Origin of the sequence: Acidovorax sp. FJL06 (genome assembly GCF_003852545.1) — a bacterium.
Lineage (GTDB): Bacteria > Pseudomonadota > Gammaproteobacteria > Burkholderiales > Burkholderiaceae_C > Acidovorax.
This window is the reverse complement of record NZ_QAJR01000010.1, coordinates 233,724-259,118: the sequence shown is the minus strand read 5'-3', so window position 1 is coordinate 259,118 and position 25,395 is coordinate 233,724. Positions and strand designations below refer to the sequence as shown.

Here is a 25,395-nt window from a genome sequence, read left to right as displayed (position 1 = left end):
TTCTGCTGGGTCATCTGGTCCAGCTGGTTCACGGCCGTGTTGACCTGGGCAATGCCCTGGCTCTGCTCCGAGGTGGCCGAGCGAATCTCTCCGATGATGTCCGTCACGCGCTGAACGCTGTCCACGATCTCGGTCATGGTGGCGCCCGCATTGCCCACCAGCTGCGTGCCCGATGCGACCTTTTCCACGGACGCATCGATCAGCGTCTTGATCTCCTTGGCGGCGGCTGCACTGCGCTGGGCCAGGCTGCGCACCTCGCTGGCGACCACCGCAAAACCGCGCCCCTGCTCGCCCGCGCGGGCGGCTTCGACGGCGGCATTGAGCGCCAGGATGTTGGTCTGGAACGCAATGCCGTCGATCACGCCGATGATGTCGCTGATCTTGTTGCTGCTGGCGTTGATGTCCTGCATGGTGGACACCACGCGGGACACCACCTCGCCCCCGCGCGCCGCCACAGCGGCGGCGGAGGTCGCCATCTGGTTGGCGGTCTGCGCCGAGTCCGAGGTCTGCTTGACGGTGCTGGTCAGCTCTTCCATGCTGCTGGCCGTGGTCTGCAGGTTGCTGGCCGTGTCCTCGGTGCGGTGGGCCAGGTCGTTGTTGCCCTGGGCAATCTCGCCCGACGCCGTGGCAATGCTGTCCGTGGCCGAACGCACCTCGGTGACCAGCTTGCGCAGCGAGGTGACCATGTGGGCCAGGCCGTCCAGCATCGAGCCCGGGTGGGCGGTCGGGATCTGCGCATCAAGGTTGCCCTCGGCCACTTCCTGCATGATGGCAATGGCCTCGGTGGGCTCGCCGCCGATCTGGCGCAGCACCGAACGCGACACGATCAGGCCGATGGCCCCCACCACCAGGAACACCACCACCACCAGGGCCAGGCTGGACCACAGGGCCTTGCGCAGCAGCGCATCCACATCGTCGGTGTACAGCCCCGAGCCCACCATCCAGTTCCAGCCCTCCACCCGCACGATGTACTGCAGCTTGGGCAAGGGGGTTGTCTGGCCAGGGCGGGCAAACATGGTGGGCACAAACGCCTTGCCATCCTTGCTGCTGCGCATGCCGTTCACGAGCAGGCCGATGATGTCCACGCCCGAGCCGTCCTTGACCTTGCCCAGCATGTCCTGTCCGTCCCATTCGGGCTTGAAGGGGTGCATCACCCCCAGGCCTTCGGTGGTCCAGATGTAGAAGTACTCGGTCTTGCCCTCGGGGCCTCCGTAACGCGCCAGGCGCAGGGCCTCCTTGGCGGCCTTCTGGGCTTCCTCCTGCGGCATGGCGCCGCTGGCGGCCTTGGCCTGGTAGGCGGCCACGATGCTGTGGGCGGATTGCACGGCGGTGGTCAGCAACTCCTTGCGCGATTCGCTGATGAGCCGGCGCTCCTGCAGCAGGGACAGAATGGCCATGATCAGCAGTGCAGCAAGTGCGGTGCCGATCATGAGCATGATTTTCATTTTGAAGCTGAGCTTGCTCATGGTGTGCGTTCTCCGGTGGGGCAGCGTCGGGTTGTCTCTGGGTCCATCTCTTCTTGCTCGGCTCGGCATCTGGCCTGGTCTTTGCCACACGGGTGCATCACCGTGCGGCGCCATTTTCGTGATGCGCTGCGGGGTGTCCTCCGACCAGGGATTGTGCGGCGAAGGCAGGGCCGGGCGCAGTAGGTGAAAACGCGGCGGTAGCTCTACGTACGGCGTGCGGTGGGCGCCGCAAAACCTCAGTGCGTGCGGGGCGGGGCCCCAGAAACTAAAATGCGCGGATGCTCCAGCAACGCACCCTCAAGACATTGACCCGCGCCGTTGGCGTCGGGCTGCACAGCGGCCAGCGGGTCGAGTTGACCTTGCGGCCTGCGCAGCCGGACACGGGCATCGTGTTCCGGCGGGTGGACCTGCCCCAGCCTGTGGACATCCCGATCCGGGCCGAGGCCGTGACGGACACGCGGCTGGCCTCCACCATCGCCGTGGGCAATGCCAAGGTGCACACGGTGGAGCACCTGATGTCGGCCTGCGCGGGCCTGGGCCTCGACAACCTCTATGTGGACATCACCGCCGAGGAAGTGCCCATCCTGGACGGGTCTTCGGCCTCCTTCGTGTTCCTGCTGCAAAGCGCCGGGGTGGAACTGCAGAACGCCCCCAAGCGCTTCATCCGCGTTACGCGGCCCGTGGAGGTGCGCGAGGGCGAGGGCGCCAACGCCAAGTGGGCGCGCCTCACGCCCTACCATGGCTACAAGCTCAGCTTCGAGATCGACTTCGACCACCCGGCGGTGGACTCCACCGGCCAGCGCGTGGAGTTTGACCTGGGGCAAGGCAACTACAGCCGCGACATCGCCCGCGCACGCACCTTTGGCTTCACGCGCGATGTGGAAATGATGCGCGCGAGCGGCCTGGCCTTGGGCGGCGGGCTGGACAACGCCATCGTCATGGACGACTACAAGGTGCTCAACAGCGACGGCCTGCGCTACGACGACGAGTTCGTGAAGCACAAGATCCTCGACGCCATGGGCGACCTGTACCTCATTGGCAAGCCCTTGCTCGCGGCCTACAGCGCCTTCCGCTCGGGCCACGCCATGAACAACCTGCTGCTGCGCGAACTGCTGGCCCAGCGCGATGCCTGGGAGGTGATCACCTTCGAGGACGAGCGCCAGGCCCCTGCCGGTTTTGCGCAGCCTGTGCGTGCCTGGTAGAAGCGGCCTGCCATGTTGATCTTTCGCTGGCTGGCCATGCTGCTGCTCCTGGCGGCGGCCGTGTCGTTTGCGTTTTATGCCGGCACGGGGCAGGCGCGCTACAAGCGCCTGGGGCTGGTCATCCTCAAGTGGACGGTGATTGCGGCCGTGTTCTTTTTTGCCGTGATCTTCATCGGGCGCCTGGCCTGACTTCCGTGCAATCGCCGTGCAGGGCGTGGGCAGGCCCCTGTTTTCTCTCTGCCCTATACTCGCGCCTGCTCCGGGGTGTGCTGATGCGCTGAGATGCAAGAGGCCTGAAGAAATTCAGGCGAGCTTGCGAACCCGACGAACTTGATCCGGTTCATACCGGCGGAAGAAGAGCCGACCTCCTTGTCCCCGTGCCCGCAGTCCCAGTGGGCACGCCATGCCCCAGGCGCTGCCGCACCTGGGGGGCGCACAGGTCCATTCCGGAGCAGACCCCACCGCCACCGGAACCAGGAGACCTGCCCCATGAACGCCCCCGATCCCCACGCCAAGCTCGCCACCCCCGAGAAGTTCGCCGAGCTGCTCGCACGCACGCGCGAGCCCTTTCCTGCATCGCGCAAGGCCTACATCCCCGGCCACCTGCACACCGACCTGCGCGTGCCCGTGCGCGACATTGCGCTGACCAACGGCGAGCTGGTCAGTGTGTACGACACCTCGGGCCCTTACACCGACCCGAACGCCGTGATCGACGTGCGCCAGGGCCTGGCCAGCGTGCGTGGCGGCTGGATCACCGGCCGTGGCGATGTGGAGCACTACGAAGGCCGCGCGCCCGTGGCGCTGGACGATGGCCAAAAGAGCGAAGACGCCACGCGCCTGGCCCAGCTGCGTGCTGAAGCTGCCGCGCTGCAGCGCAAGCCCCTGCGCGCCAAAGCGGGTGCCAACGTCACGCAGATGCACTACGCCAAGAAGGGCATCATCACCCCTGAGATGGAGTACGTGGCCATTCGCGAAAACGGCAAGCGCGAGTGGATGGAGCAGTACATGGCCGATGCGGGCCGCGAGAAGCGCCTGATGGGCAACCCCATGGGCGCCAGCATCCCGCGCATCATCACGCCTGAGTTTGTGCGCGACGAAGTGGCCCGGGGCCGCGCCATCATCCCCGCCAACATCAACCACCCCGAGGTGGAGCCGATGGCGATTGGCCGCAATTTCCTCGTCAAGATCAACGCCAACATCGGCAACTCGGCCGTCACGTCGAGCATCGAAGAAGAAGTGGAAAAGCTCGTGTGGGCGATCCGCTGGGGCGCCGACAACGTGATGGACCTCTCGACCGGCAAGAACATCCACACCACGCGCGACTGGATCGTGCGCAACTCACCGGTGCCGATTGGCACGGTGCCCATTTACCAGGCGCTGGAAAAGGTGGGCGGCGTGGCCGAAGACCTGACCTGGGAAATCTTCCGCGACACGCTGATCGAGCAGGCCGAGCAGGGCGTGGACTACTTCACCATCCACGCGGGCGTGCGCCTGGCCTACATCCACCTCACCGCGCAGCGGCGCACGGGCATCGTTTCGCGCGGCGGCTCCATCATGGCCAAGTGGTGCATGGCGCACCACCGCGAGAGCTTCCTGTACGAGCACTTCGAGGACATCTGCGACATCATGAAGGCCTACGACGTGTCGTTCAGCCTGGGCGATGGCCTGCGCCCCGGCTGCGCTTCGGATGCCAACGATGAGGCCCAGTTCGCCGAATTGCACACCCTAGGCGAGCTGACCCAGGTGGCTTGGAAGCACGACGTGCAGACCATGATCGAAGGCCCCGGCCATGTGCCCATGCACATGATCCAGGCCAACATGACCGAGCAGCTCAAAACCTGCCACGAGGCGCCGTTCTACACCCTGGGCCCGCTGACCATCGACATCGCACCCGGCTATGACCACATCGCTTCGGCCATTGGCGCGGCCATGATCGGCTGGATGGGCACGGCCATGCTGTGCTACGTGACGCCCAAGGAGCACCTGGGCCTGCCCGACCGCGACGACGTGAAGCAGGGGATCATTGCCTACAAGATCGCCGCGCATGCGGCGGATGTGGCCAAGGGCCACCCCGGTGCCCGCTCGCGCGACGATGCGCTCAGCCAGGCGCGCTTCGACTTCCGCTGGCAAGACCAGTTCAACCTGGGCCTGGACCCCGAGACGGCCAAGGAATACCACGACGAAACCCTGCCCAAGGACTCGGCCAAGGTGGCGCATTTCTGCTCGATGTGCGGCCCCAAGTTCTGCTCCATGAAGATCACGCAGGAGGTGCGCGACTTTGCCGCCCAGAAGGGCCTGGCCGAGGCCGACGCGCTGGCCCAGGGCATGGAGACCAAGGCGGTGGAGTTTCAGCGCGGCGGCGGCGAGCTGTACATCCCGCTCAAGCCTGTTTGAGCGACTGGATTAGCGCGGCTACTGGCCCTGTGGATTCCCTTCAAAAGGGCCATGGGGCCGTGCTTACCCTGTGCGGCGGGGCAGCAGCTGGGCCTATAGTCCCGCCCACACCCGGTTCAGAAGACCGGGGGGTGGGTGTGGCACCAAATTTGCTATGCTGGGTAGTCTGTTAAAAATTGTAAGGAAGAGCCATGAACGCTCTCGGCCGCTTCTCCATCCGCACGCGTCTCTATTTCGGAACCGTCTTTTCCCTGATTCTTCTGGTCGTCATTGGCGCGATGGGTTATGTGGCCCTGGACCGCACGCGCGGCACGCTGCAGGTGCTGTTCTCTGAACGGGTACAGACACTGACCGACATGTCCGAGCTGCGCACCACCCTGGGGGACCTGCGCCGGACCGAAAAAGACATCATCATCAACTTCAACAACTCGGTCGAGGTGTCTGCCCTGCGCGAGTCCTGGGCCAAGACCCTGGCGTCGCTGCGCAAGAGCCTGGCCGATGTGCGCCAGGTGCAGTCGGGCGATGCCGCCTTCATCGAGTCCATCGACAAGTCGCTCGCTGAGATCAAGGCGTATGAAACCGGCATTGCCCCCATCTTCGAGAAGATCGAGGGCGCGCAGCTGGACGGCGCGGGCGGCGGTGCCTATGCCGACCGCCTCAAGGTGCACATGGAGGCCACCGACAAGCTGTTCTCCAGCCTGGCCAGCGCGGCGCGCACACAGATGGACGAGGCCCGCGCAGGGGTGGAGTCGCGCACCTCCACCATGTCGGCGCTGATCGGCATTGGCCTGGTGCTGGGGCTGGCGGTGCTGATCCCGCTCACCTTCTTCAGTGTGCGCTCCATCACCAAGTCGCTGGGCCAGGCGCAGGAGCTGGCCGAACGCATCGCCAGCGGCGACCTGTCGCGCGATGTGGCGGCCATGAACCAGGACGAGGTGGGCCAGTTGGTGTCGGCCATGGGCCGCATGCAGGACGCGCTGCGCGGCCTGGTGCGCCAGGTGCAGGATGCGGCCGGCAACATCTCCACCGCCAGCTCCGAGATCGCCAGCGGCAACCATGACCTGAGCCATCGCACTGAGCAGACGGCGGCCAACCTCGAAGAAACCGCCTCGTCGATGGAAGTGCTGACCAGCACGGTGCAGCAAAGCGCCCAGTCCTCGCGCCAGGCCAGCGACTTTGCCTCGTCGGCCGCCGAAGTGGCGGCGCGCGGCGGCGCCGTGGTGTCGCAGGTGGTGACCACCATGGACCAGATCACCACCAGCTCGCGCAAGATCGCCGACATCACGGGCGTGATCGACTCTATCGCGTTCCAGACCAACATCCTCGCGCTTAACGCCGCCGTCGAGGCTGCGCGTGCGGGTGAGCAGGGCCGGGGGTTTGCGGTGGTGGCCAGCGAGGTGCGCAACCTCGCGCAGCGCAGCGCCGAGGCCGCCAAGGAGATCAAGGGCCTGATCGGCTCGTCGGTGGAGCGGGTCGAAGACGGCTCGCGCCTGGTGAGCCAGGCGGGCCAGACCATGACCGAGATCGTGAGCAGCGTGCGCCGTGTGTCCGACATCATTGCGGAGATCACCGCCTCGTCGGCCGAGCAGAGCGACAACATCGGCCAGATCAGCCAGTCGGTGAGCCAGCTCGACCAGATGACGCAGCAGAACGCGGCGCTGGTGGAAGAGTCCACCGCCGCCTCCGAGTCCCTGCGGGAGCAGGCGCACCACCTGACCAGCGCGGTCAGCCAGTTCAAGCTGCAGGAGGGCGCCTCTGCGGCGTTCGGGATGCCGGTGCCCCCGGCTGCCCCGGTGGGGCACCGGCCTGCGCTGCAGATTCGGTAGTTTTTGGGGTTTGAGGTATTTGGGCCTCTAGCGCTTGCCCATCAAGCGCTAGCAGCTATCAAAACGATAGCTTTCTCAATCCCGCGTCACGCGCAGAACCTCTTCGCGGCTGGTGATGCCGGCTGCAATCAGGCGCTCGCCGTCTTCGCGCATCAGGGCCATGCCATGGGCCAGGGCGGCGGCGCGGATGTCGGCCTCCGAGGCCTGGTTGTGGATCTGCGCGCGGATGGCGTCGTTGGTCACCAGCAGCTCGAACACGCCGGTGCGGCCGGTGTAGCCCGTGTGGCCACAGGCATCGCAGCCCGCACCATGGCAGTGGCCGCAGTATTTGCGCACCAGCCGCTGGGCCAGCACGCCCAGCAAGGACGATGACAGCAGGAAGGGCTCCACGCCCATGTCGGTCAGGCGCGTGACGGCGCTGGCCGCGTCGTTGGTGTGCAGGGTGGCCAGCACCAGGTGGCCCGTGAGCGAGGCCTGGATGGCGATCTGCGCGGTCTCGAAGTCGCGGATTTCGCCGATCATGATGATGTCCGGGTCCTGGCGCAGGATGGCGCGCAGGGCCTTGGCAAAGGTCAGCTCGATCTTGCTGTTGACCTGGGTCTGGCCCACGCCGGGCAGCTCGTACTCGATGGGATCTTCCACCGTCATGATGTTGTTGCGCGTGGCATCGAGTCGCCCCAGGCCTGCATACAGCGTGGTCGTCTTGCCCGAGCCCGTGGGCCCGGTCACGAGGATGATGCCGTGGGGCTGGCTGATCAGGCCCTCAAAGCGTTGCAGCGTGTCGCCCTGCATGCCCACAGACTCCAGGCTGAGCTTGCTCTCGCTCTTGTCCAGGAGGCGCAGCACGGCGCGTTCGCCATGGGCGCTGGGCAGAGTGGACACCCGCACGTCGATGGCGCGCGTGCCCAGGCGCAGGCTAATGCGGCCGTCCTGCGGCAGGCGCTTTTCCGAAATATCGAGGTCGGCCATGATCTTCAGGCGCGAGATCAGGGCCGCGTGCAGCGCGCGGTTGGGCTGCACCACCTCGCGCAGCGTGCCGTCCACCCGGAAGCGCACGCTGGAGTGGCGCTCGTAGGGCTCGATGTGGATGTCGCTCGCGCCGTCGCGCGCGGCCTGCGTGAGCAGCGCGTTGAGCATGCGGATGATGGGCGCGTCGCCGGCGGATTCCAGCAGGTCTTCCACCGCGGGCAGCTCTTGCATCATGCGCGAGAGGTCGGCGTCGCTCTCGACCTCGCTCACCACCGTGGCGGCGCTCGATTCGCTGTGTGAATAGGCCGCGCTGATGCGCTGGGCCAGGCCGGGCGCATCCAGCGGCAGCAGCTGCTGCACCGGGTGCTTGCGCAGCACTTCGGACAGCGCACCTGCATCGGGGCTGGGGCCATGCCACAGCACGAGCTGGTGGCCGTCATCCTCCAGCAGCAGCTGGGCGGTGCGGGCAAAGGCGTAGGGCAGGGGGTGGCGCATGGTTGTCGGCCTGCCTGCTTACTGCTGCGGCGGGAGCGCCGCCGGGGCGGCGGGCCTGGCGACCGGCGCGGGCAGCGCTGGCAGCACGGGGGCGCCCGACACGGTGCCCATCATCAGGCTGGGCGCGGGCTGGGTGTTCTGCTGCAGCGCGCGGATGGCTTCGTAGCGGTCCACCACCAGCGCGTCGCTGGTGGCGGTGTCGCGCACCACGATGGGTCGCAGGAAGATCATCAGGTTGGTCTTGTTGCGCTTGCGGTTCTCGCTCTTGAACAGGCTGCCCACCACTGGCAGGTCGCCCATCAGCGGCACCTTGTCCTCGCCCTGCGAATAGGTGTCCTCCAGCAGGCCGCCAATCACGATGATGCTGCCGTCGTCCACCATCACGTTGGACTCGACCGAGCGCTTGCTGGTGGTGGGGCCGTTGGCGTTGCTCAGGGTGTTGCCGTCGATCTTGGAGATCTCCTGGTAGATGGCCATCTTCACCGTGCCGTTTTCGCCGATCTGCGGGCGCACCTTGAGCATCAGGCCCACGTCCTTGCGCTCCACGGTCTGGAAGGGGTTGACCGTGCCGCTGCCCGAGGTGTTGGCGTAGGAGCCTGTGACAAAGGGCACGTTGTTGCCGATGAGGATGCGGGCCTCCTCGTTGTCCAGCGTCATGATGTTGGGGGTGGACAGCACGTTGGCGTCGCCGCTGTTCTGCAAGAAGTTGGCCAGCGCGCCCAGGTAGTACTGGCCGTTGATGCGTGGCGCCAGGGCCAGGTTCAGGCCCCCGCCCAGGCCGCTCGCGGCGGTGGCGATGCTGCTGGCGCTGCCCGAGGCCAGTGCGGCCGTCAGCCCCAGGATGTTGGAGCCGGCCGCGCTGGAGTTGGTGCCGATCACGCCCACGGTGCCGTCGCCCTGCTTGCCCAGGATGCCCTGCCACTGGATGCCGAACTGCGCCACCTTGTTGGCCGCGACTTCGACGATCAGGCTTTCCACCAGCACCTGCGCGCGGCGGCCATCGAGCTTGTCGATCACCGTGCGCAGCTGGCGGTACAGCGGCTCGGGCGCGGTGATGATGAGCGAGTTGGTGGTCGGGTCGGCCTGGATCTGGCCGCCCGTGGAGGGCTGGTTGCTGGCGGTCGCGCTGGTGCCCATGGTGTTGCCGCCAGAGCCCAGGCCGCCACTGCTGCCCGACAGGCCGCTGCCCGTGGACAGCATGCTGCCGCTGTTGTTGTTGCCGCCGCCACTGAGCCCGGTGCTGGGGGCGGCCGGGCTGGCACCGCCGCCCGCGCTGGCGCCGCTGCCCGTGCCCATGGCGGCCATGGCCGCGCGCAGCGTGGTGGCCAGCTTGGTGGCATCGGCGTTCTTGAGGTAGACCACATGGATGTTGCCGCTGGCGGCGCTGCTGCCGGGGGCGGGCGGCTGATCGAGCCGGTCCACCAGCGCGCGCACCTGGGCCACGCGGGCCGGGTTGGCGGCGCGCAGGATCAGCGAGTTGCTGCGCGGCTCGGCGATCAGCGTGGTCTTGAACGAGGTGTCGGCCTGGCCGGGGGCGGCTGCGGGCGCACTGCCGCCGTCGATCAGCCGGGCCACCAGGGGCGCCAGGTCGGAGGCGACGGCATTGCGCAGCGGAATCACCTCCACATCGCTGGCGTTGGAGACATCCATGGCCGCCACGATGCGCGCCAGGCGCTGCAGGTTGTCGGCGTAGTCGGTGATCACCAGCGAGTTGTTGCCGGGGTTCACGTTGATGGTGTTGTTGGGGCTGATGAGCGGGCGCAGCACGGGCACCAGGTTGGCCGCGTTCTCGAAGTTCAGCTTGAAGATCTGCGTGACGATCTGCCCGCCGCCCGGGGCACTGCCCGCGCTGCCCTGCACCACGCTCACGCTGCCGCCTTGCAGCTTGGCGTCGGCCTCGGGCACCACCTTGTACAGGCCGGCCGCCTCGACCACCGTGAAGCCCTGCAGCCGCAGCGCGGCCAGGAACTGCTGGAACGCGGCGGCAGGTGTGACGGCGCGCTCGGTCACCAGGTTGAGCTGGCCCTTCACGCGCGGGTCCACCACCACGTTGCGGCCGGTGATGGTGGCCATGGTGCGGGCCACGGCCTCGATCTCGGCGTTGGCGAAGTTCAACGTGACGGGTTCGCTCTGGCGCACGCTGCCGGTGCGGGTGTCGATCGCGGTCTGGGCAAGAATTTGGCTGCTACCGCCTGCTAGCAAAGCGCTTGCAGCTATTGTTTTGAGAGCAAATCGCAGGCGTGGAGACAACAAGGAGGTCATAAATTCAACCCACGGTAATGATGGAGCGCGCGCCGTTGCGCCGTCCGATGATGTTCAGAAGATTCGACAGGGCGGCCTCGCGTTCGGGGGCGGCGCTGGCCTCGCCCGCAAACCGCAGGCGCTGGCCCACCCACTGGCCGGTGCCGTTGAGCTGCAGTGCGCCGTCCAGGGTGCTGAGCGTGAGGGTAGGCATTTCCTGGACGTCTTTGCCCCCCTGCAGTACCAGCCGGTAGCTGCCCATGGGGCGCAGCGTGGACAGGCGCGACGACAGGGCCCGTGCGTCCAGTTGGGCCTGGCCGGTCAGCACCATGCGGCCTGCGGCCCAGTGCATTGCGAGCGCCTGGGTCTGCAGCGCCAGCTGGCCCTGGGGCTGCAGCGTGTTCCAGGGGGTGCCCAGGCCCGCCAGCAGCGCGGCGGGCCATTGGCTCTGGCCGTCGGCCACGGCCAGGGTCATGCCCGTCCAGCGCACTTGCACCCGGGCCTGCAAGGGGGCGGGGGTGCAGCAGGCGGCGTGCAGTTGCACGCGCAGGCCGTCCCAGGTGGGGCGCAGTTGCCAGTCCACCCGCCCGGGCAGGGCGGCGCTATCGCGGCTGGCGGCGCCGCCGGTCAGCACCAGCTGGGCCGAGCCGGTCCAGACCGTGCCCCGCGCCTGCAGCAGCTGCACCTGGCCCTGGGTGGCGCGGGCCACGCCGTCAGCCAGCCAGTGGGCGGGCGCAAATGCGGCCACGGCGGGCAGCGCCCCAGCCATGGCGCCCGCCAGCGCCCAGCCCCATGCAGGGCGGGACGCGGCGGCGGGTGCAGCGCGGGAGCGGGAGGGGCGCAGGGGGCGGGTCACGGTAGCGCGGCGGTTCAACGGGTTGCCGCCGTGGGCAGGGCCAGCACCAGGGTGCCGTCCCAGCGGGGCATGGCCACCGCCGGGCGGCCCAGTGTGACGGGGGCCGGGCCTGGGGGCGCAGCCGCCATGGCGCTGCGGGTGAGGCGGGCTTCCAGCGGGGTGGCGCGCGCATTGCTGCGCGCCTGGGCCAGCCACTGCGCCAGGGCATCGGCCGATGCCCCCTTGAGGGTGATGGTGGCGCGGTCGCCTGCCACCTGGAGCTGCGCCGTGGTGCCCAGGCGCTGCGTCAGGGTGGAGCGCAAGGCGCCGACGGCATCGCCGGGGCTGGTGGCGGGCGCGGCCTGCAGCTGCTGGGCTTCGGCCTGCAGGCTGTGCGTGCGCTGCACCTGGGCGTCGAGCGCCGCGTGGCGCGCGGGGGCGGTGCGCAACGTGGCCAGGGCAGGGGCCACGGCCACCCACCACAGCAGGGCCAGGCCCACCAGGGCGGCGGCGGCCAGCACCAGGGTCTGTTCGCGGGGTGCCAGTGCGTGCCAGCGGGCTTGCAGTGCCGACTCGGGGGTGGGGGGGGTCATGGGCTCACCTCAGTGCGCAGCAGCAGGCTGCCATCATGAAGCCGCGCTTGGTAGCCTGCAGCCTGCAGGCGCGCAAAGAGCACGGTTTCTTCGTCCGGGGCCAGCGTCACGCCGCGCAGGCGCAGCTCGCCGGGGGTGTATTCGATCTGGGTAGGCAGGCGGCCATCGGGCAGTGCGGCCCCGGCGGCGGCGAGCAGGGGTTCCAGGTCGCGGGTCGAAACGCTGCCGGCGGCCTGCCGCAGCTGGGCCAGTTCGCGCTCCATCTGCACGGGGGCATCGACCACCACCTGCACCTTGGGGAAGGTCTGGGTGAGCGTGCTGCGCACGGCGGCCTGCTTGGCGGCCAGCGCCTGGCGCTCTTGCCAGGCCCAGGCGTTGAGGCCCACGAGGTGGGCCACCACCAGCAACCCTGCGCCCCAGCGCGCGGCGCGCCATTGGGGGGCGTTGATCAGTGCGCTGAGCAGGCTGCCGGCCTGGCGCAGGGCCCGGGTGCGGCCGGTGCTGGCCAGGTCGAACTGGGCCAGGTCCCAGTCACCCCGGGCGGCGTCCAGGGCGCGCTGGCTGGCGGTTTGGAGCACCACGCGTTGCCCCAGCGTGCGTTCGGCCAAGGCGGCCACGGCGGGCTCGGCACGCACCGGCAGGGCGTTGCTGTTGTCTTGTACTGCCGTGGCATCGGCCACGGGAGCGCCCGCATGGGCCAGCGCCAGGGCCATGGGGGTCAGGGGCAGCACGGCCACGCCCTGGTCGGCGCCCTGGCCGCAGAGCACCACGAAGGCTTCTTCCGGGGTGCCCAGTGCGCAGAGTTCGGGGCCGCCGCTGGCCGTGGGGCCGGGGGCAAATTCGGGGACTACGCGGGACACGCGGCGGCCTGCGGCCTCCAGGGCCTGCAGGTTCTCGCGCAGCCAGGCGCGGTCGCACACGGCCACCCACACGGGCTCGCCGCCCTGGGCCGTGCTGTGTGCGCCGGGCTGCAATGCAAAGTGCAGCTGGGCGGCGTCGTCCAGCACGCGGTCTTCGAGCAGGCCCTCCAGCACCGAGCGCAGCCGGGGTGTCTGCTGGCCGGCCCCCAGGGGCACGCCGGCGGGCATCTGCACGCGCTGCCACGACAGCGCGCGGGCGGGCACTACGGCCACCACCTCACCGCCGGGGCGGGTGGGCTCGGGCAGCAGGGCGGCGGGTGCGGTGGCGTGGCGAAGGGCGGTGTGGCCGTCTGCCGTCAGCGTGTAGCTGTACTCGGTGGCGGGGCCCGGGCGGGCCGGCGGCAGGAAAAGGATGAGGGTGCTCATGGACAGGTTTTGCGGGCCATTTTAGGGGGCAGCCTTGACACTGGCAGCCAGTCGTTGCGCGGGTGTCGCCAATGTGCTGCAGCTCATCGCGGAAGCGGCGCCATGGCCGGGGCGTTTTCGCGGTCAAACGCGCCCCGCTCGCGCCACAGCGTGGTCACGTCGATGCCCTGCTTGCGCACCAGCGAGCGTTCGTCCGCCATCGCATCGCCCAGGCGCAGGCGGCCCCGCACCTCGAAGTAGGACGAGGCCACGGCGTGGGCGCCTTCGTTGACGTCGATGCTCGCGCCCACCAGGTCGCGCACCTCGCTGAGGGTGCGGAAATGCCGGGCCTCGCGCACCTGCACCATCTTCTGGGCGGTGGCGCTGTCCAGCCCGTCGATGGCGGCCATCAGCACGTCGATGTCGGCGGTGTTCACATTGACCGGGGTGCGCACCGGCAGCAGGGTCACATGGGGGGCCAGGGTGGCCACGGTGGCGGGGCTCAGGCCCAGCCACCCCAGCTGGCTGACGGTGGGGGGGAGCAGCGGCGCCGTATTGCCATCGCTGCCTGCGCCTGCCTGGGCCCGGCGCAGGCCATCGACCAGCCGCGTGAGCTGCTGCGGGGGCAGGCCCAGGCGTTCGAACAGGCGGGTGAACTGCCGCAGTGCCACGGCCTGCACCTGTCCGCCTTCGGCCAGGTTGGTGATGTTCAGGCGGCTCTGCATGTCGGTGATCTGGCCCGACAGGAAGGCCTCGGTGGTGTCGGTGCTGGCGTCGTCCACCTGGCTCACGTTGTTCTCGGCGGCCAGGAAGGTGGACAGGCGGGCCTCCTGCAGCGGCACGGCCCAGGGCTCGGCCAGGTGGTCGGCGCCGCCCGAGCGCCCGTCTTCGCGCAGGATCAGGCGCGACCAGTCGAGTGCGCCAACCAGTATCCACGTGGACTGCACGCGGGCGCGCTCGGCCGTCTCGACCTCCACCGCGCGCCACTGCTGCCACATGGCGGCGGCGGCAAACGTGGCCACCAGGGTGACGGTGAGCATGGCGGCGAGCAGCGCGGCACCGCGCGCCCTGTGCCTGTGCAACGGACGCTGCAACAGCGAGTGCCACCGTGGAGCTGGCTTTGCCAGGCCACGGGTGGCGTCCCCCTGGGGGGATGCGGCGCAGCCGCTCAGGGGGGTACTCACGATCTGCCTCCGCCCAGCACCGGGTTGACCCAGTCGCGCGTGAGCTGGCCCACCAGCGCCTGGCCCGGCGGCAGTGTGATCTGCAGGCGCACGCCATCGGGGAGGGTGGCCCCGCTGTCGCCCGGCGTGGCGCCGGTGCTGGACAGCGGGTTGGACCAGGCACCGCCCCGGTAATAGAAGAGTTGCCAGCTGTCGAGCGGCAGCAGTGCCACTTCGTAGCGCCGCTCGGCATCCCCCGGCGTGCGCGCCCATTGGGCCGCCTGCTCCCAGGCCTGCTGCCAGTCTGCGCGGGTGCGCACCGGGGGCGACTGCCAGCGCAGCCACTGGCCACCACCGTTGGCATTGCGGCGCGTCCAGGCCACCACCAGCGCGCCTTCGTCGGGCACGGCACTGCTGCGGCGCGTGAGGCGCAGCACCTGGCCATCCCAGTCCAGTGGCGTGGTGTTGGCAATGGGCATCAGCGCATCGAGGTCGGTGCCCCACTGGCCCAGTGCGGCCTGCAGCACCAGCATTTCATCGGCCCGCTGGCGCGTGATCTCCTGCGCCCGCACCATGCCATCCAGGCCACGCCAGCTGAGGATGGCCAGCAGGCTCATCACGGCAATCGCCAGCAGCAGCTCGACCAGGGTGAAGCCGCGCAGGGCCTTGTGTGAATGCTTCACCGGCATCAATACCTTCCGATGATGGTGGAGATGCGCAGGATGGAGTTTTCGCCATCCAGCACCTGCGCGTCGATGCGCCGGAAGCTGGGGTTGGGCGTGGGGCGCACGACGGTCAGCACCTGCAGCTGGCGCCCGGCCTGCTCGCAGGGCTGGGTGCTGTCGCCCACGCTGGGCATCTGGCGCGAGAGCCGGGCGCGGACCAGTTCGTTTTCGGCGCAGAGCTGGGCCAGCACGATGTCGGACTGCCGCAGCGCATTGCGCGTGAGCGCCGAGGTGGCCTGCAGCCCTGCCATGAGCGCAATGGCCACAATGGCCAGCGCCACGAGCACCTCCACCAGCGTGAAGCCCCGGGCCGTGTTGTGCGCCAGCTGCCGGGGCAGGGGGGCGGCGGAGGTTTTGCTCACTGCACTGCGTCCACAGAAAATGGGCGCACGCCATCGGTGGCGATGCGCAAGGCCCGTTCGGGGTGCGCCTGGTGGGTGATCAGCACTTGTTGCGGCCCGATGAGGGGCTCGGGGCCCAACACCAGCACACCGGGGCCGCGCACGGTGGTGCCGGTGTCCAGCCACTGGTTGGGCAGCGCCGCCTGGGCGCTGGGTGGCAGGCCTTCAAACCGGAACCCCTGGGGCAGGGCACGCCAGCGCACGGGGATGCCACCGGCACGCGACTGTGCGCGCGCGGATTCGAGCAGCGCCGCCAGCCGGGCGCCCTCGCGCTCCAGCTGCGTCTGCCCGCCATCGCGCATGGCCAGGCCCGCACCAGCGGTGGCCAGGGCGATGATGCTGAGGACCACCAGCAGCTCTAGCAGGGTGAAGCCGCGTGAATGGTTCATGGGCCGGTGCGGCGCTTGGTTGCAATGGCCACGGCGTTTCCAGAAGGCGTGCGGCCGCAGCGCCGGGCCGCCCCAAGCAAGGCCCGGCCCCATGCACCAGCGAAGCGCAGGGCAAGCCTGCTGCGGGGGGCAGGGAGCGACACGCAGTGCGCGACCGTGGGAGCACGGTTTCGCCGCCGGGCCGCCCCAAGGCGAAACGCGGCCCTCTCGGGGGGCAGGGAGCGACACGCAGTGCGCGACCGTGGGGGCCACATTTCTTTATTGCCAGCTGCCAATATCGGCATCCTTGCCTTCACCGCCAGAGGCACCGTCGGCACCGAACGACATCACGTCGATCTCGCCCTTGATGCCGGGGTTCAGGTACTGGTAGGGGCGGCCCCAGGGGTCGTTGGGCAGCTTCTCCAGGTACAGCTTCCAATTGCCGGGCACCGGGGCGGCGCTGGGCTTGATGACCAGGGACTGCAGGCCCTGCTCGGCCGTGGGGTAGCGCTGGTTGTCCAGGCGGTAGAGCTTGAGCGCCTGCATGATGTTGGTGATGTCGGTGCGGGCGGCCGTCACGCGGGCGTCGTCGGCGCGTTCCAGCACGTTGGGCACGATGAGGGCGGCCAGCACGCCGATGATGACGAGCACCACCATCAGCTCGATGAGGGTGAAGCCCCGGGCCACGGTACGGGCCAGGCGGCGGGGGGCGGAGCGCACGAGGAGGGGGAGGGAGGTGTTCACTGCAGGCGGTCTCTCGGTGGGTCGAATCGCGTGAATCATAATCGCCGCATGGTGACCAATTCGTACAGCAAATGGGGCGTCCGTCTGGGCACGCTGGTGCTCTGGGCCGTGGCCGGAGCCAGCGTGGTGTTCTGGGGGCTGCGCCTGTCTGCGCCGTCGGCATCGGCGGTGGGCCCGGCCGTGGCGCCGGCCCCCGTGGCGCTGGATGCACAGGCCCTTGCGCGGTTGCTGGGCGCCCAGCCGGCGGTGCCAGGCGCCGCGCCCGTGGCGCCGGTGGCGACACTCGCCAGCCGCTTCGCGCTGATCGGTGTGCTGTCGGGCCGCAGCAGCGGCGGTGGTGCCGCCCTGATCGCGGTGGATGGCAAGCCGGCCAAGCCCTTTCGCGTGGGCGCTGCGGTGGACGAGGGGCTGGTGCTGCAGGCGCTGGGCCCTCGGCAGGCGCAGCTGGGCGGTCAGATGGGCGGGCCCGCCGCCGTGACGCTGGACATGCCGCTCAAGAACTGAGCATGCCTTTGAGTCCTGGTACTGGCGCCTGGCTCTCAGCCTTTCATTCCATTTCTAAATCATTCGTGTCTAGGCGCGAAGCCGCAGACAGTGCTGTAGCACGGCAAGGCGAAGCAACAACGACACGGATGATTTAGAAATGGAATCAGACTAGATCCCGCACTTCCCATTCGCCCCAGCCCGGCGCCGCCACAGGCCAGTCTTCCGACCGGGGCACTGCCCCCTCGCCATGCTGCAGCAGCCAGGCCACGCAGCGCGCCACGCCCGCGTGGGTGACCCACACCACATCGGCCCCGGCGTGGTCGGCGCTCCACTGGCGGGCCGCCTGCAGCGCCAGCGCCACGCGGCCGAGCATGTGGGACAGGGGCTCGCCGCCGCCGGGCGCATGGTGGGCGAAATCTGCCGTCCAGGCATCGATGTCGCTTTTGGCGAGGGTGTTCCAGGCCCGACCCTCCCAGGCGCCAAAATCCATTTCGCGCAGGCGGGCGTCAGGGATGAACGTCAAATCAGGCCTTTGCGCACACAGGGCTTGCCCTAGCAGCTCACATCTTTGTAGCATTGAGCCAAACACCCCCGGTGCGGGCGGCAGGGCAGAGGCCAGGCGCAGGGCCGTGGCCTGCGTGGCGGCCGGGTCAGCCGGCACATCCAGCGCGCCGTAGCAGGTGCCCGGGGCCACCTGGGGGGCGGCATGGCGCACCAGCCACAGCCGGGTGCCCGGTGGGGAGGGCGTCATGCCCAGCGCAGGGCGAGCGCTGCGCCCAAATAGAATCCAATTTCGCTGACCTGCTGGGTGGCGCCCAGGCAGTCGCCGGTAAAGCCTTGCAGGCGCCGTGCAAACCAGCGCCCCATCCACGCGGCGGCTGCCGCGCTCAGGGTTGCGGATGCTATGAGAAAAATAGCTGATTGGGCATGCCAGACAAGCGCCAGCGGCACAACACACCACACAACGGCCGTGGCCAGGGCACCGCCCGAGATCTGGTCGGCCAGCGGTTTGCTTTTGGAGCGTGCCGTGTCGCCCACATGCGGCAGGCTGCGCACGATGAACAACGGCCACAGCCGCGACAGCACATGCGCGCCGACCAGGGCCGACAACGCGACTGCCAGGCTGTGTGCACCCAGCAATGCGAGCAGGCTGAGTTTGGACAGCAGGGCCAGCACCAGTGCCATGGCCCCAAAAGCGCCGATGCGCGAGTCCTTCATGATGTCGAGCGCGCGTTCGCGCTGGGCGCTGCCGCCCAGGCCGTCGGCCACGTCGGCCAGGCCGTCTTCATGGAATCCGCCGGTCATGAGCACGGTGGCCACGGTGCTGAGCACGGCGGCCACGGCCGGTGCAAAGGGGTTGGGGGCCAGGGCCCAGTGCAAGCCGCCGTACACACCCGCCGCCAGCAGGGCCGCCAGCCAGCCAATGCCGGGGAAGTGCGCCGCGCTGGCACGCAGCATGGCGGGGTTGAAGCCCACCCAGTCCGCCAGCCGGCCGGTGACGGGGATGCGGGTGAAGAACTGCACGGCCAGCAGGTAGTGGCGCAGGGCTTGCATGGCGTGCGGTGTTTTGCTTTGATTTTGATAGCTGCTATGGATTGACTATCAAGCCATAGAAGCCATTTTGACCATTATTTGGAACGCAGGAACAGCCGGTAGGCCGGGTTCAGCGTCTCTTCCACGTACGGATAGCCCAGCGTGGCCAGGAAGGCGTCGAAGGCCGCTTTGTCCTCGGGCGGCACCTGGATGCCCACGAGGATGCGGCCGTAGTCCGCGCCCTGGTTGCGGTAGTGGAACAGGGAGATGTTCCAGGTCGGTTGCATCAGGCTCAGGAACTTGAGCAGCGCGCCCGGCCGCTCGGGGAAGGTAAAGCGCATCAGCCGCTCGTCCTGCGCCAGCGCCGAGTGGCCGCCCACCAGGTGGCGCAGATGCTCCTTCGCCAGCTCGTCGTGCGTGAGGTCCAGCGCCTCGAAGCCGTGGCGGCCGAAGTTCTTGGCGATCTTTTCCGATTCGCCCTTGCCGTTGGTCGTCAGGCCCACAAACACATGGGCCTGGGCCGCGTCGCTGATGCGGTAATTGAACTCGGTCACGTTGCGTGCGCCGCCCGGCAGGCCGCCCACCACCTCGCAAAAGCGCCGGAAGCTGCCGCGCGCTTCGGGGATGGTCACGGCGAACAGGGCCTCGCGCTCTTCGCCCACCTCGGCCCGCTCGGCCACGAAGCGCAGGCGGTCGAAGTTCATGTTGGCGCCGCAGAGGATGGCGGCGTAGGTCTCGCCCTTGGTCTTGTGCGTGGCCACATACTGTTTGATGGCGGCCACGGCGAGCGCGCCAGCGGGCTCGACGATGCTGCGCGTGTCCACAAAGATGTCCTTGATGGCGGCGCAGACGGCGTCGGTGTCCACCGTCATGAATTCGTCCACCAGGCCCTGGGCCACGCGGAAGGTTTCCTCGCCCACGAGCTTGACGGCCGTGCCATCGGAGAACAGGCCCACGTCGGGCAGCGTGACGCGCTGGTGCGCGTTGACCGACTGGATCATCGCGTCCGAGTCGTTCATCTGCACGCCAATCACCTTGATCTCGGGCCGCACGGCCTTGATGTAGTTGGCCACGCCCGACACCAGGCCCCCGCCGCCGATGGCCACAAACACCGCATCGAGCTGGTTGCTGCCCAGGCTTTGCAGCTGGCGCAGGATCTCCATGGCGATGGTGCCCTGGCCGGCGATGACCAGGGGGTCGTCAAAAGGGTGCACAAAGGTCAGGCCCTGCTCCTTTTGGAGGCGGGCGGCGTGGTCGTAGGCGTCGGAATAGCTCTCCCCGTGCAGCACCACGTCGCCGCCCAGGGTCTTGACCGCGTCCACCTTGAGCTGGGGCGTGGTCGTGGGCATGACGACCACGGCGCGCGTGCCCAGCTTGTGGGCGCTCATGGCCACGCCCTGGGCGTGGTTGCCGGCCGAGGCGCAAATCACGCCACGCTGCAACTGCTCGGGCGTGAGGTGCGCCATCTTGTTGTAGGCGCCGCGCAGCTTGAAGCTGAACACGGGCTGTTGGTCCTCGCGCTTCAAAAGCACCTTGTTGTGCAGGCGGCGGCTGAGGTTCTTGGCGGGCTCCAGGGCCGACTCGACGGCCACGTCATAGACGCGGGCGGTCAGGATCTTCTTGAGGTAGTCGGCGGGAGTGAGGTGCTGGGTCATGTCAGAAGCTGGGGAGTGCCCGCTCGGGCGCTGGGGCGGGGGCCCACATCATAGGGGGTTGCCCCTTGCCCACCCGGGGCGGGCCTGCGCGGATGCCCTGCGGGGCGCGGGCAAAAAAAAGCCCCGGGCCGTGAGGCCTGGGGCTAATCCATCCTTTGAGGAGATGGAGGAGACAATCGGTGCGGGGCAAAAGCCGGAACAGCGGTGGGCTGGGGCTTTCTGCCATCTGCTTCGCGTTCATCGAAAAGCAGCGCTTGGTGGCAAGTTTAGCGCGAGTCTTGTTGCAATGCAGCAAAATTCGCATCAAATTCGTTTCGCCGGGCTATTTAGCCTGAAAACGTGCAAAAAAACCACGTATCACCACACATCACACAGGAGAAACACAAGTATGGAATGCACAGTGAGCTGGACAGGCGGGGCCGGCACCCGTTCGGGCATGGGTTTTGTGGCCGAGACCGGCAGCGGCCATGTCTTGACCATGGACGGCGCCCCGGATGCCGCCAACCCGGCCAACGGCGGGCAGAACCTGGCCCCCCGGCCCATGGAGACCGTGCTGGCCGGAACGGGTGGCTGCACGGCCTATGACGTGGTGCTGATCCTCAAGCGCGGCCGCCACGATGTGCGCGGCTGCAGCGTCAAGCTGACCACAGAGCGGGCTGCCACCGACCCCAAGGTGTTCACCAAGATCCATATGCACTTCACCGTCACGGGCAAGGGAATCCCGTCCGCCGCCGTCGAGCGCGCCATTGCCATGAGCCACGACAAATACTGCTCGGCCAGCATCATGCTGGGGAAGACGGCGGAAATCACCACCGGGTTCGAGGTGCTGGAGGCCTGAGAAGGGCGTCAACGGGTTCAGCGAGCCCCGGCCCCGGGGCTTGGCAACCTGGGGCAGATTCAGAGGTAATGCGCGGTGGTGGTCATCACCTTGGCGGCGGCCTTCATGGCCAGGCGCGCCGGTGCGGGCAGCTCCAGTGCGCCGGATGCTCGGGCCTGTGCGGCGTGCCGCTCTTCGTCTTCCTTCATGCGGGCGACCACGGCCCGGGAGGCCAGGTCCTGCTCGGGGAGCCGGTCCAGGTGGCTTTGCAGGTGAGCGGCCACCTGGTTTTCCGTTTCCACGACAAACCCCAGGCTGGCGCGGTCGCTGACCTTGGCCGCAGCCAGGCCCAGGGCAAATGCGCCCGCAAACCACAGGGGGTTGAGCAGGCTGGGCCGGGCGCCCAGCGCATCCAGCCGCTGCCGGGTCCAGGCGAGGTGGTCGGTTTCTTCCCGCGCCGCCGCCTGCAGGTGCGCGCGCAGCTCGGGGTTGCGGGTCACGGCGGCCTGGGCGGTGTACAGCGCCTGCGCGCACACCTCGCCCACATGGTTCACGCGCATCAAGGCCCCTGCCAGCTTCTTCTGGGCGGGCTCCAGCGCGGCTTCTGGCACCCCGTGGGCGGGCGTTTTTTCCGAAGCGAGGGGCTGGGCAAAAAGTGTGCGCAGCGCGCTGTCTGCGGCGGTCAGGAAAGAGTCCATGGAAACCTTGGGGTGCGGCAGGAGCGCGGAAACAAAAATTGCACTTGGATACAAAAAAACTGAATGCGGGGCATGGGAGTTGCATGGCCCAAATGGGATTTTGCCTGCATGCACTGGAATGTTGCAACACTGCAACGAATTTTCCCTTTCCGGGCGATTGTGGGTGAATTCCTTTGCGAAACCCGGCCGGGTCTGGTGCAATAAGAGCAACTTCCCCACCAGGAGGTTGGCCCGGGAAACCGGCGGGACTGTGCAGGTGCTTTCACCATAGACCCCCCGTACCGGAGCCCGATGTTTAACCTTGGAGTAACTCGCAATGAAAAAATCCCTGATTGCCCTGGCTGTGCTGGCTGCTTCCGGCGCTGCAATGGCTCAATCTTCCGTGACCCTGTTCGGCGTGGTTGACGCAACCTATGCCTACGGTTCCGGCAGCGTCGCTAACAAGTCGCAACTGACGAACTCCGGCTACAACAGCAGCCGTCTGGGTTTCCGCGGCGTTGAAGATCTGGGTGGCGGTCTGTCCGCTTCGTTCTGGCTCGAAGCTGGTCTGAACAACGACAACGGCACTGGTGGCACCACCAACACCAACAACCAAGCAGCTACCAGCACCGGCGGTGGCCTGGTGTTCAACCGTCGTTCGACGGTCAGCCTGAACGGCGGCTTCGGTGAAGTCCGTCTGGGCCGTGACTACACCCCTCAATTCTGGAATCTGACCGTGTTCGATCCGTTCGGCACGAACGGCGTGGGCACGACCCAAACCCTGAACTCCAGCCTGGGTGGCCCTACCACCATCCGCGCTTCGAACGCCATCGGCTACTTCCTGCCTGGCAACCTGGGTGGTTTCTACGGCCAAGCCCAGTACTACCTGGGTGAAAACCTGAGCAACACGGCCAACAAGAAGGACGGCAACGGCCTGGCCCTGCGCGCTGGTTACGCTAACGGCCCCATCAACGCCGCTATCGCCTTCTCCGAAACCAAGTACCTGACCGGCAACATCAAGTCCTGGAACCTGGGTGGCCAATATGATCTGGGCATGGCCAAGATCATGGCTCACTACAACCAAGACAAGATCAGCGGCGGCAACGACGGCAAGGGCTTCCTGATCGGTGGTCTGGTGCCCGTGGGCGCTGGCGAAGTCCGTCTGGCTTACTCGACCTACAAGATCGACACCGTCGGTGCTGATCCCCGTACGAACAAGCTGGCTCTGGGCTACGTGCACAACCTGTCCAAGCGCACCGCTCTGTACGCTACGTACGCTCACGTGAGCAACAAGAACGGCGCTTCGCAAGCTCTGAACGGCGCTGTGACCGGCTCCAACAGCAACTCCAACGGCTACGACTTCGGTATCCGTCACAGCTTCTAATATCGAAGACTGGCTTGTGGCCAGTTGACGGTATCAAAAGCAAAAAAGCCGCCTTCGGGCGGCTTTTTTTATGCCTGTTTTGTTGTCGCGTGAGGGGAAATGATTGCGGTCTTTGGCAGGGCGACTTTGGAGGTGGCGGTCGTGCGAGGTCTGGTCTGGTCGGTTTGTTGTGCGTGAGCCATGGGCTTGTCGGGGCTTCCCCTTTTTCGTGCGGCCTCTTGGCAGTGCGATTCCGCAAAAGGCGGTGCGGAGTTGATGTAACCGGAGGCATATGCCGAGTCTTGGGTGGGCTCGTCCGGTGGTTCTCTGTCGGTGGGGGTTGTCTTGGAGGGGCTTGGGAGTTGGGTGCGGATGGCCGAGGTGCCTGGCACCATCCTTGCATGAAAAAGGAGCCAGTACCCCAGGGATAGGCCCTTCAATGCACCCGGGATTCAGGGATTTCCCGTTGGCTATAGAGCAACCTTTACTGCATAGTAAAACTTTTAATCAAGAGGGTTCCATGAAACTCAAATACAGTCTTTTGTCGGTCGCCGCTGCCGCCGCGCTGTTGTTTGCGCCTGCGTTGCAAGCCAAGCCCTTCAAATGGGCCAGCCAGGGGGAAATCGCGACCTGGGATATCCATTCCCAGAACAACGCTCTGCAAAATGGCATCCACGCCAATGTGTACGAGAGCCTGGTGTACTACAACAGCAAGACTTTTGAGGTGGAACCCATCCTGGCGACTTCCTGGAAGGAAGTGAGCCCCACGCAGGTGCGTTTTACCCTGCGCCAGGGGGTCAAATTCCATGACGGTTCGGCCCTGACCACCGACGATGCGGTCTACTCCATCCAGCGCGCGATGGCCAAGACCTCGAACTTCACGCCTTACGTGCAGGGCATCAGCAAGGTTGCCAAGGTCGACGCCCAGACCTTCGATGTGATCCTGTCGGCACCCAACCCCGTGCTGTTGCGCCAGATGACCGAGCTGCGCATCATGAGCAAGGCATGGGCCGAAAAGAACAAGTCGGTCGAGCCCAAGGACATCAAGGGCTCGGACGAGAATTTTGCGCACCGCAATGCCATGGGCACCGGCCCCTACACGCTGGAGTCCTGGCAGCCCGATGTGAAGATGGTCTTCAAGCGCAACCCCAACTGGTGGGGCAAGATGGACGGCAATGTGACCGAGATCGTCTACACCCCCATCAAGTCGAATGCCACGCGCATTGCGGCGCTGATCTCGGGTGAGGTGGACATGGTGCTGGACCCCACGCCCCAGGATCTGGGCCGCCTGCGCGCCAGCCCTGACCTCAAGGTGATTGACGGCATCGAGAACCGCACCATCTTCCTGGGCATGGACCAGTTCCGCGAAGAGCTACCTGGCTCCAACATCAAGGGCAAGAACCCGCTCAAGGATGTGCGCGTGCGCAAGGCCCTGTACCAGGCCATCGACGCAGAAACCATCTCGCGCAACATCATGCGCGGCCTGGGCAAGCCCACGGGCACCATCGTGGCGCCGCAGGTGGCGGGCTATACCGAGGCCGTGGGCAAGCGCTTCCCCTACAGCGTCGAGGCTTCCAAGAAGCTGCTGGCCGAAGCCGGCTACCCCGACGGCTTTGAAGTGGACTTTGCCTGCCCCAACAACCGCTACATCAACGACGAAGCCATCTGCCAGGCCGTGACCGCCATGTGGTCGCGCGTGGGCGTGAAGGCCAAGCTGCGCACGCTGCCGTTGGTGAACTACTTCCCGATGATCCAGCGCTACGAAGCCAGCATCTACATGCTGGGCTGGGGCGTGCCCACCTTCGATTCGCTGTACAGCCTGCAATCGCTGGTGCGCAGCGTGGGCCAGGGCGGCGACGGCAACTACAACGTGGGCCGCTACAGCAACCAGCGCATGGACTATCTGGTGGACCGCATCAAGGCCGAGACCGATGCTCCTGTGCGTGCCCGCATGCTGACCGAGGCGTTGCAACTGTCCAACGACACCGTGTCCCATATTCCGCTGCATGACCAGGTGATCCCATGGGCCATGAAGAAGAACGTGGAGATGGTCCACCGCGCCGATAACCGCGTGGACATGCGTGCGGTCAAGGTGAACTGATTTATTCTCGACACACTGAGAGCAAGGGCCCCCGGAGCCGCGCAGGTTCCAAGGCCCTTGCTCTCTTTGGTTTAGT

23 protein-coding genes and 1 riboswitch are annotated in these 25,395 nt (G+C 67.3%); of the genes, 8 read left to right on the top strand and 15 right to left on the bottom strand.

Annotated features, from left to right (window positions below; translation table 11 throughout):
- Positions 1-1,466 (bottom strand): methyl-accepting chemotaxis protein (locus tag DBV10_RS06665; RefSeq protein WP_124511814.1); only part of this gene is annotated, 1,466 nt, incomplete at its 3' end.
- 278 nt (positions 1,467-1,744) lie between these two features.
- Between DBV10_RS06665 and lpxC the strand changes: the two genes are divergently transcribed.
- The 4 genes from lpxC to DBV10_RS06650 all read left to right on the top strand — a co-directional run bounded on the left by lpxC (position 1,745) and on the right by DBV10_RS06650 (position 6,888).
- A complete protein-coding gene (lpxC, locus tag DBV10_RS06660) occupies positions 1,745-2,668 on the top strand; it encodes a UDP-3-O-acyl-N-acetylglucosamine deacetylase (RefSeq protein ID WP_124511812.1) in 924 nt (307 codons plus the stop codon).
- A gap of 12 nt (positions 2,669-2,680) precedes the next feature.
- Entirely contained in the window at positions 2,681-2,857 is a 177-nt protein-coding gene (locus tag DBV10_RS22860; RefSeq protein ID WP_199740054.1) for a hypothetical protein, read from the top strand.
- A gap of 61 nt (positions 2,858-2,918) precedes the next feature.
- Positions 2,919-3,042: riboswitch (TPP riboswitch) on the top strand.
- A 115-nt stretch (positions 3,043-3,157) separates the two neighbouring features.
- A complete protein-coding gene (gene thiC / locus DBV10_RS06655; RefSeq protein WP_124511810.1) occupies positions 3,158-5,062 on the top strand; it encodes a phosphomethylpyrimidine synthase ThiC in 1,905 nt (634 codons plus the stop codon).
- A gap of 191 nt (positions 5,063-5,253) precedes the next feature.
- Positions 5,254-6,888, top strand: coding sequence for a methyl-accepting chemotaxis protein (locus DBV10_RS06650; protein WP_124511808.1), 1,635 nt, complete (start codon positions 5,254-5,256; stop codon positions 6,886-6,888).
- Between the two features lie 75 nt (positions 6,889-6,963).
- Here DBV10_RS06650 and DBV10_RS06645 read toward each other — a convergent pair whose 3' ends face one another.
- The 10 genes from DBV10_RS06645 to gspG form a co-directional block, all read right to left on the bottom strand.
- Positions 6,964-8,352: a GspE/PulE family protein gene (locus DBV10_RS06645; RefSeq protein ID WP_124511806.1), complete on the bottom strand. Its 1,389-nt coding sequence runs from the start codon at positions 8,350-8,352 to the stop codon at positions 6,964-6,966.
- A gap of 18 nt (positions 8,353-8,370) precedes the next feature.
- Entirely contained in the window at positions 8,371-10,614 is a 2,244-nt protein-coding gene (gene gspD / locus DBV10_RS06640; RefSeq protein WP_124511804.1) for a type II secretion system secretin GspD, read from the bottom strand.
- A 4-nt stretch (positions 10,615-10,618) separates the two neighbouring features.
- Positions 10,619-11,449, bottom strand: a complete 831-nt coding sequence (gene gspN / locus DBV10_RS06635) for a type II secretion system protein N (RefSeq protein ID WP_370451108.1) — start codon at positions 11,447-11,449, stop codon at positions 10,619-10,621.
- Positions 11,450-11,463: 14 nt separating this feature from the next.
- Positions 11,464-12,021: a type II secretion system protein GspM gene (gspM, locus tag DBV10_RS06630; RefSeq protein WP_124511802.1), complete on the bottom strand. Its 558-nt coding sequence runs from the start codon at positions 12,019-12,021 to the stop codon at positions 11,464-11,466.
- Positions 12,018-13,307 (bottom strand): type II secretion system protein GspL, encoded by a 1,290-nt coding sequence (gspL, locus tag DBV10_RS06625; RefSeq protein WP_124511800.1) that lies wholly within the window; start codon positions 13,305-13,307, stop codon positions 12,018-12,020. The genes gspM and gspL overlap by 4 nt, the downstream gene beginning before the upstream one ends.
- 83 nt (positions 13,308-13,390) lie before the next feature.
- Positions 13,391-14,326 (bottom strand): type II secretion system minor pseudopilin GspK, encoded by a 936-nt coding sequence (gene gspK / locus DBV10_RS06620; RefSeq protein WP_124511798.1) that lies wholly within the window; start codon positions 14,324-14,326, stop codon positions 13,391-13,393.
- A gap of 140 nt (positions 14,327-14,466) precedes the next feature.
- Positions 14,467-15,138, bottom strand: coding sequence for a type II secretion system protein J (locus tag DBV10_RS06615; protein ID WP_124511796.1), 672 nt, complete (start codon positions 15,136-15,138; stop codon positions 14,467-14,469).
- On the bottom strand, positions 15,138-15,536 hold the full coding sequence (gspI, locus tag DBV10_RS06610; protein ID WP_233589823.1) for a type II secretion system minor pseudopilin GspI: 399 nt from the start codon (positions 15,534-15,536) through the stop codon (positions 15,138-15,140). The genes DBV10_RS06615 and gspI overlap by 1 nt, the downstream gene beginning before the upstream one ends.
- Positions 15,533-15,964: a prepilin-type N-terminal cleavage/methylation domain-containing protein gene (locus DBV10_RS06605; protein ID WP_199740053.1), complete on the bottom strand. Its 432-nt coding sequence runs from the start codon at positions 15,962-15,964 to the stop codon at positions 15,533-15,535. The genes gspI and DBV10_RS06605 overlap by 4 nt, the downstream gene beginning before the upstream one ends.
- Positions 15,965-16,222: 258 nt before the next feature.
- On the bottom strand, positions 16,223-16,663 hold the full coding sequence (gene gspG, locus DBV10_RS06595; protein WP_124511836.1) for a type II secretion system major pseudopilin GspG: 441 nt from the start codon (positions 16,661-16,663) through the stop codon (positions 16,223-16,225).
- A gap of 72 nt (positions 16,664-16,735) precedes the next feature.
- Here gspG and DBV10_RS06590 point away from each other — a divergent pair, with 72 nt between their 5' ends.
- Positions 16,736-17,191 (top strand): type II secretion system protein N, encoded by a 456-nt coding sequence (locus DBV10_RS06590; RefSeq protein ID WP_124511790.1) that lies wholly within the window; start codon positions 16,736-16,738, stop codon positions 17,189-17,191.
- A gap of 145 nt (positions 17,192-17,336) precedes the next feature.
- Here DBV10_RS06590 and DBV10_RS06585 read toward each other — a convergent pair whose 3' ends face one another.
- The 3 genes from DBV10_RS06585 to ilvA all read right to left on the bottom strand — a co-directional run bounded on the left by DBV10_RS06585 (position 17,337) and on the right by ilvA (position 20,361).
- Entirely contained in the window at positions 17,337-17,924 is a 588-nt protein-coding gene (locus DBV10_RS06585; protein WP_124511788.1) for a histidine phosphatase family protein, read from the bottom strand.
- A complete protein-coding gene (gene cobS, locus DBV10_RS06580; RefSeq protein WP_124511786.1) occupies positions 17,921-18,727 on the bottom strand; it encodes an adenosylcobinamide-GDP ribazoletransferase in 807 nt (268 codons plus the stop codon). Before cobS ends, DBV10_RS06585 begins: the two co-directional genes overlap by 4 nt.
- 74 nt (positions 18,728-18,801) lie before the next feature.
- Positions 18,802-20,361, bottom strand: a complete 1,560-nt coding sequence (gene ilvA / locus DBV10_RS06575; RefSeq protein WP_124511784.1) for a threonine ammonia-lyase, biosynthetic — start codon at positions 20,359-20,361, stop codon at positions 18,802-18,804.
- A 388-nt stretch (positions 20,362-20,749) separates the two neighbouring features.
- Between ilvA and DBV10_RS06570 the strand changes: the two genes are divergently transcribed.
- Positions 20,750-21,199, top strand: a complete 450-nt coding sequence (locus DBV10_RS06570) for an OsmC family protein (protein WP_124511782.1) — start codon at positions 20,750-20,752, stop codon at positions 21,197-21,199.
- A 59-nt stretch (positions 21,200-21,258) separates the two neighbouring features.
- Here the strand turns inward: DBV10_RS06570 and coq7 are convergent, their stop codons facing one another.
- The gene (coq7, locus tag DBV10_RS06565; RefSeq protein ID WP_124511780.1) at positions 21,259-21,876 is read right to left on the bottom strand and encodes a 2-polyprenyl-3-methyl-6-methoxy-1,4-benzoquinone monooxygenase; all 618 of its coding nucleotides are present in this window, start codon (positions 21,874-21,876) and stop codon (positions 21,259-21,261) included.
- Between the two features lie 316 nt (positions 21,877-22,192).
- Here coq7 and DBV10_RS06560 point away from each other — a divergent pair, with 316 nt between their 5' ends.
- Together DBV10_RS06560 and DBV10_RS06555 are read left to right on the top strand one after the other, a co-directional pair.
- Entirely contained in the window at positions 22,193-23,239 is a 1,047-nt protein-coding gene (locus DBV10_RS06560; protein WP_124511778.1) for a porin, read from the top strand.
- Positions 23,240-23,738: 499 nt separating this feature from the next.
- Complete coding sequence (locus DBV10_RS06555; RefSeq protein WP_124511776.1) at positions 23,739-25,319, top strand: ABC transporter substrate-binding protein; 1,581 nt, start codon at positions 23,739-23,741, stop codon at positions 25,317-25,319.
- Positions 25,320-25,395: the final 76 nt, after the last annotated feature.

Bases quoted from the DNA above. Each gene is read 5' to 3' on its own strand.
- gspM (WP_124511802.1), bottom strand. From the start codon at position 12,021: ATGACCCCCCCCACCCCCGAGTCGGCACTGCAAGCCCGCTGGCACGCA.
- thiC (WP_124511810.1), top strand. From the start codon at position 3,158: ATGAACGCCCCCGATCCCCACGCCAAGCTCGCCACCCCCGAGAAGTTC.
- DBV10_RS06560 (WP_124511778.1), top strand. From the start codon at position 22,193: ATGAAAAAATCCCTGATTGCCCTGGCTGTGCTGGCTGCTTCCGGCGCT.
- cobS (WP_124511786.1), bottom strand. From the start codon at position 18,727: ATGCAAGCCCTGCGCCACTACCTGCTGGCCGTGCAGTTCTTCACCCGC.
- DBV10_RS06555 (WP_124511776.1), top strand. From the start codon at position 23,739: ATGAAACTCAAATACAGTCTTTTGTCGGTCGCCGCTGCCGCCGCGCTG.
- DBV10_RS06590 (WP_124511790.1), top strand. From the start codon at position 16,736: ATGGTGACCAATTCGTACAGCAAATGGGGCGTCCGTCTGGGCACGCTG.
- DBV10_RS06650 (WP_124511808.1), top strand. From the start codon at position 5,254: ATGAACGCTCTCGGCCGCTTCTCCATCCGCACGCGTCTCTATTTCGGA.
- DBV10_RS06585 (WP_124511788.1), bottom strand. From the start codon at position 17,924: ATGACGCCCTCCCCACCGGGCACCCGGCTGTGGCTGGTGCGCCATGCC.
- lpxC (WP_124511812.1), top strand. From the start codon at position 1,745: ATGCTCCAGCAACGCACCCTCAAGACATTGACCCGCGCCGTTGGCGTC.
- gspK (WP_124511798.1), bottom strand. From the start codon at position 14,326: ATGCTCACCGTCACCCTGGTGGCCACGTTTGCCGCCGCCGCCATGTGG.
- ilvA (WP_124511784.1), bottom strand. From the start codon at position 20,361: ATGACCCAGCACCTCACTCCCGCCGACTACCTCAAGAAGATCCTGACC.
- DBV10_RS06615 (WP_124511796.1), bottom strand. From the start codon at position 15,138: ATGCCGGTGAAGCATTCACACAAGGCCCTGCGCGGCTTCACCCTGGTC.
- gspL (WP_124511800.1), bottom strand. From the start codon at position 13,307: ATGAGCACCCTCATCCTTTTCCTGCCGCCGGCCCGCCCGGGCCCCGCC.
- gspD (WP_124511804.1), bottom strand. From the start codon at position 10,614: ATGACCTCCTTGTTGTCTCCACGCCTGCGATTTGCTCTCAAAACAATA.
- DBV10_RS06570 (WP_124511782.1), top strand. From the start codon at position 20,750: ATGGAATGCACAGTGAGCTGGACAGGCGGGGCCGGCACCCGTTCGGGC.
- coq7 (WP_124511780.1), bottom strand. From the start codon at position 21,876: ATGGACTCTTTCCTGACCGCCGCAGACAGCGCGCTGCGCACACTTTTT.
- DBV10_RS06605 (WP_199740053.1), bottom strand. From the start codon at position 15,964: ATGAACCATTCACGCGGCTTCACCCTGCTAGAGCTGCTGGTGGTCCTC.
- DBV10_RS06645 (WP_124511806.1), bottom strand. From the start codon at position 8,352: ATGCGCCACCCCCTGCCCTACGCCTTTGCCCGCACCGCCCAGCTGCTG.
- DBV10_RS22860 (WP_199740054.1), top strand. From the start codon at position 2,681: ATGTTGATCTTTCGCTGGCTGGCCATGCTGCTGCTCCTGGCGGCGGCC.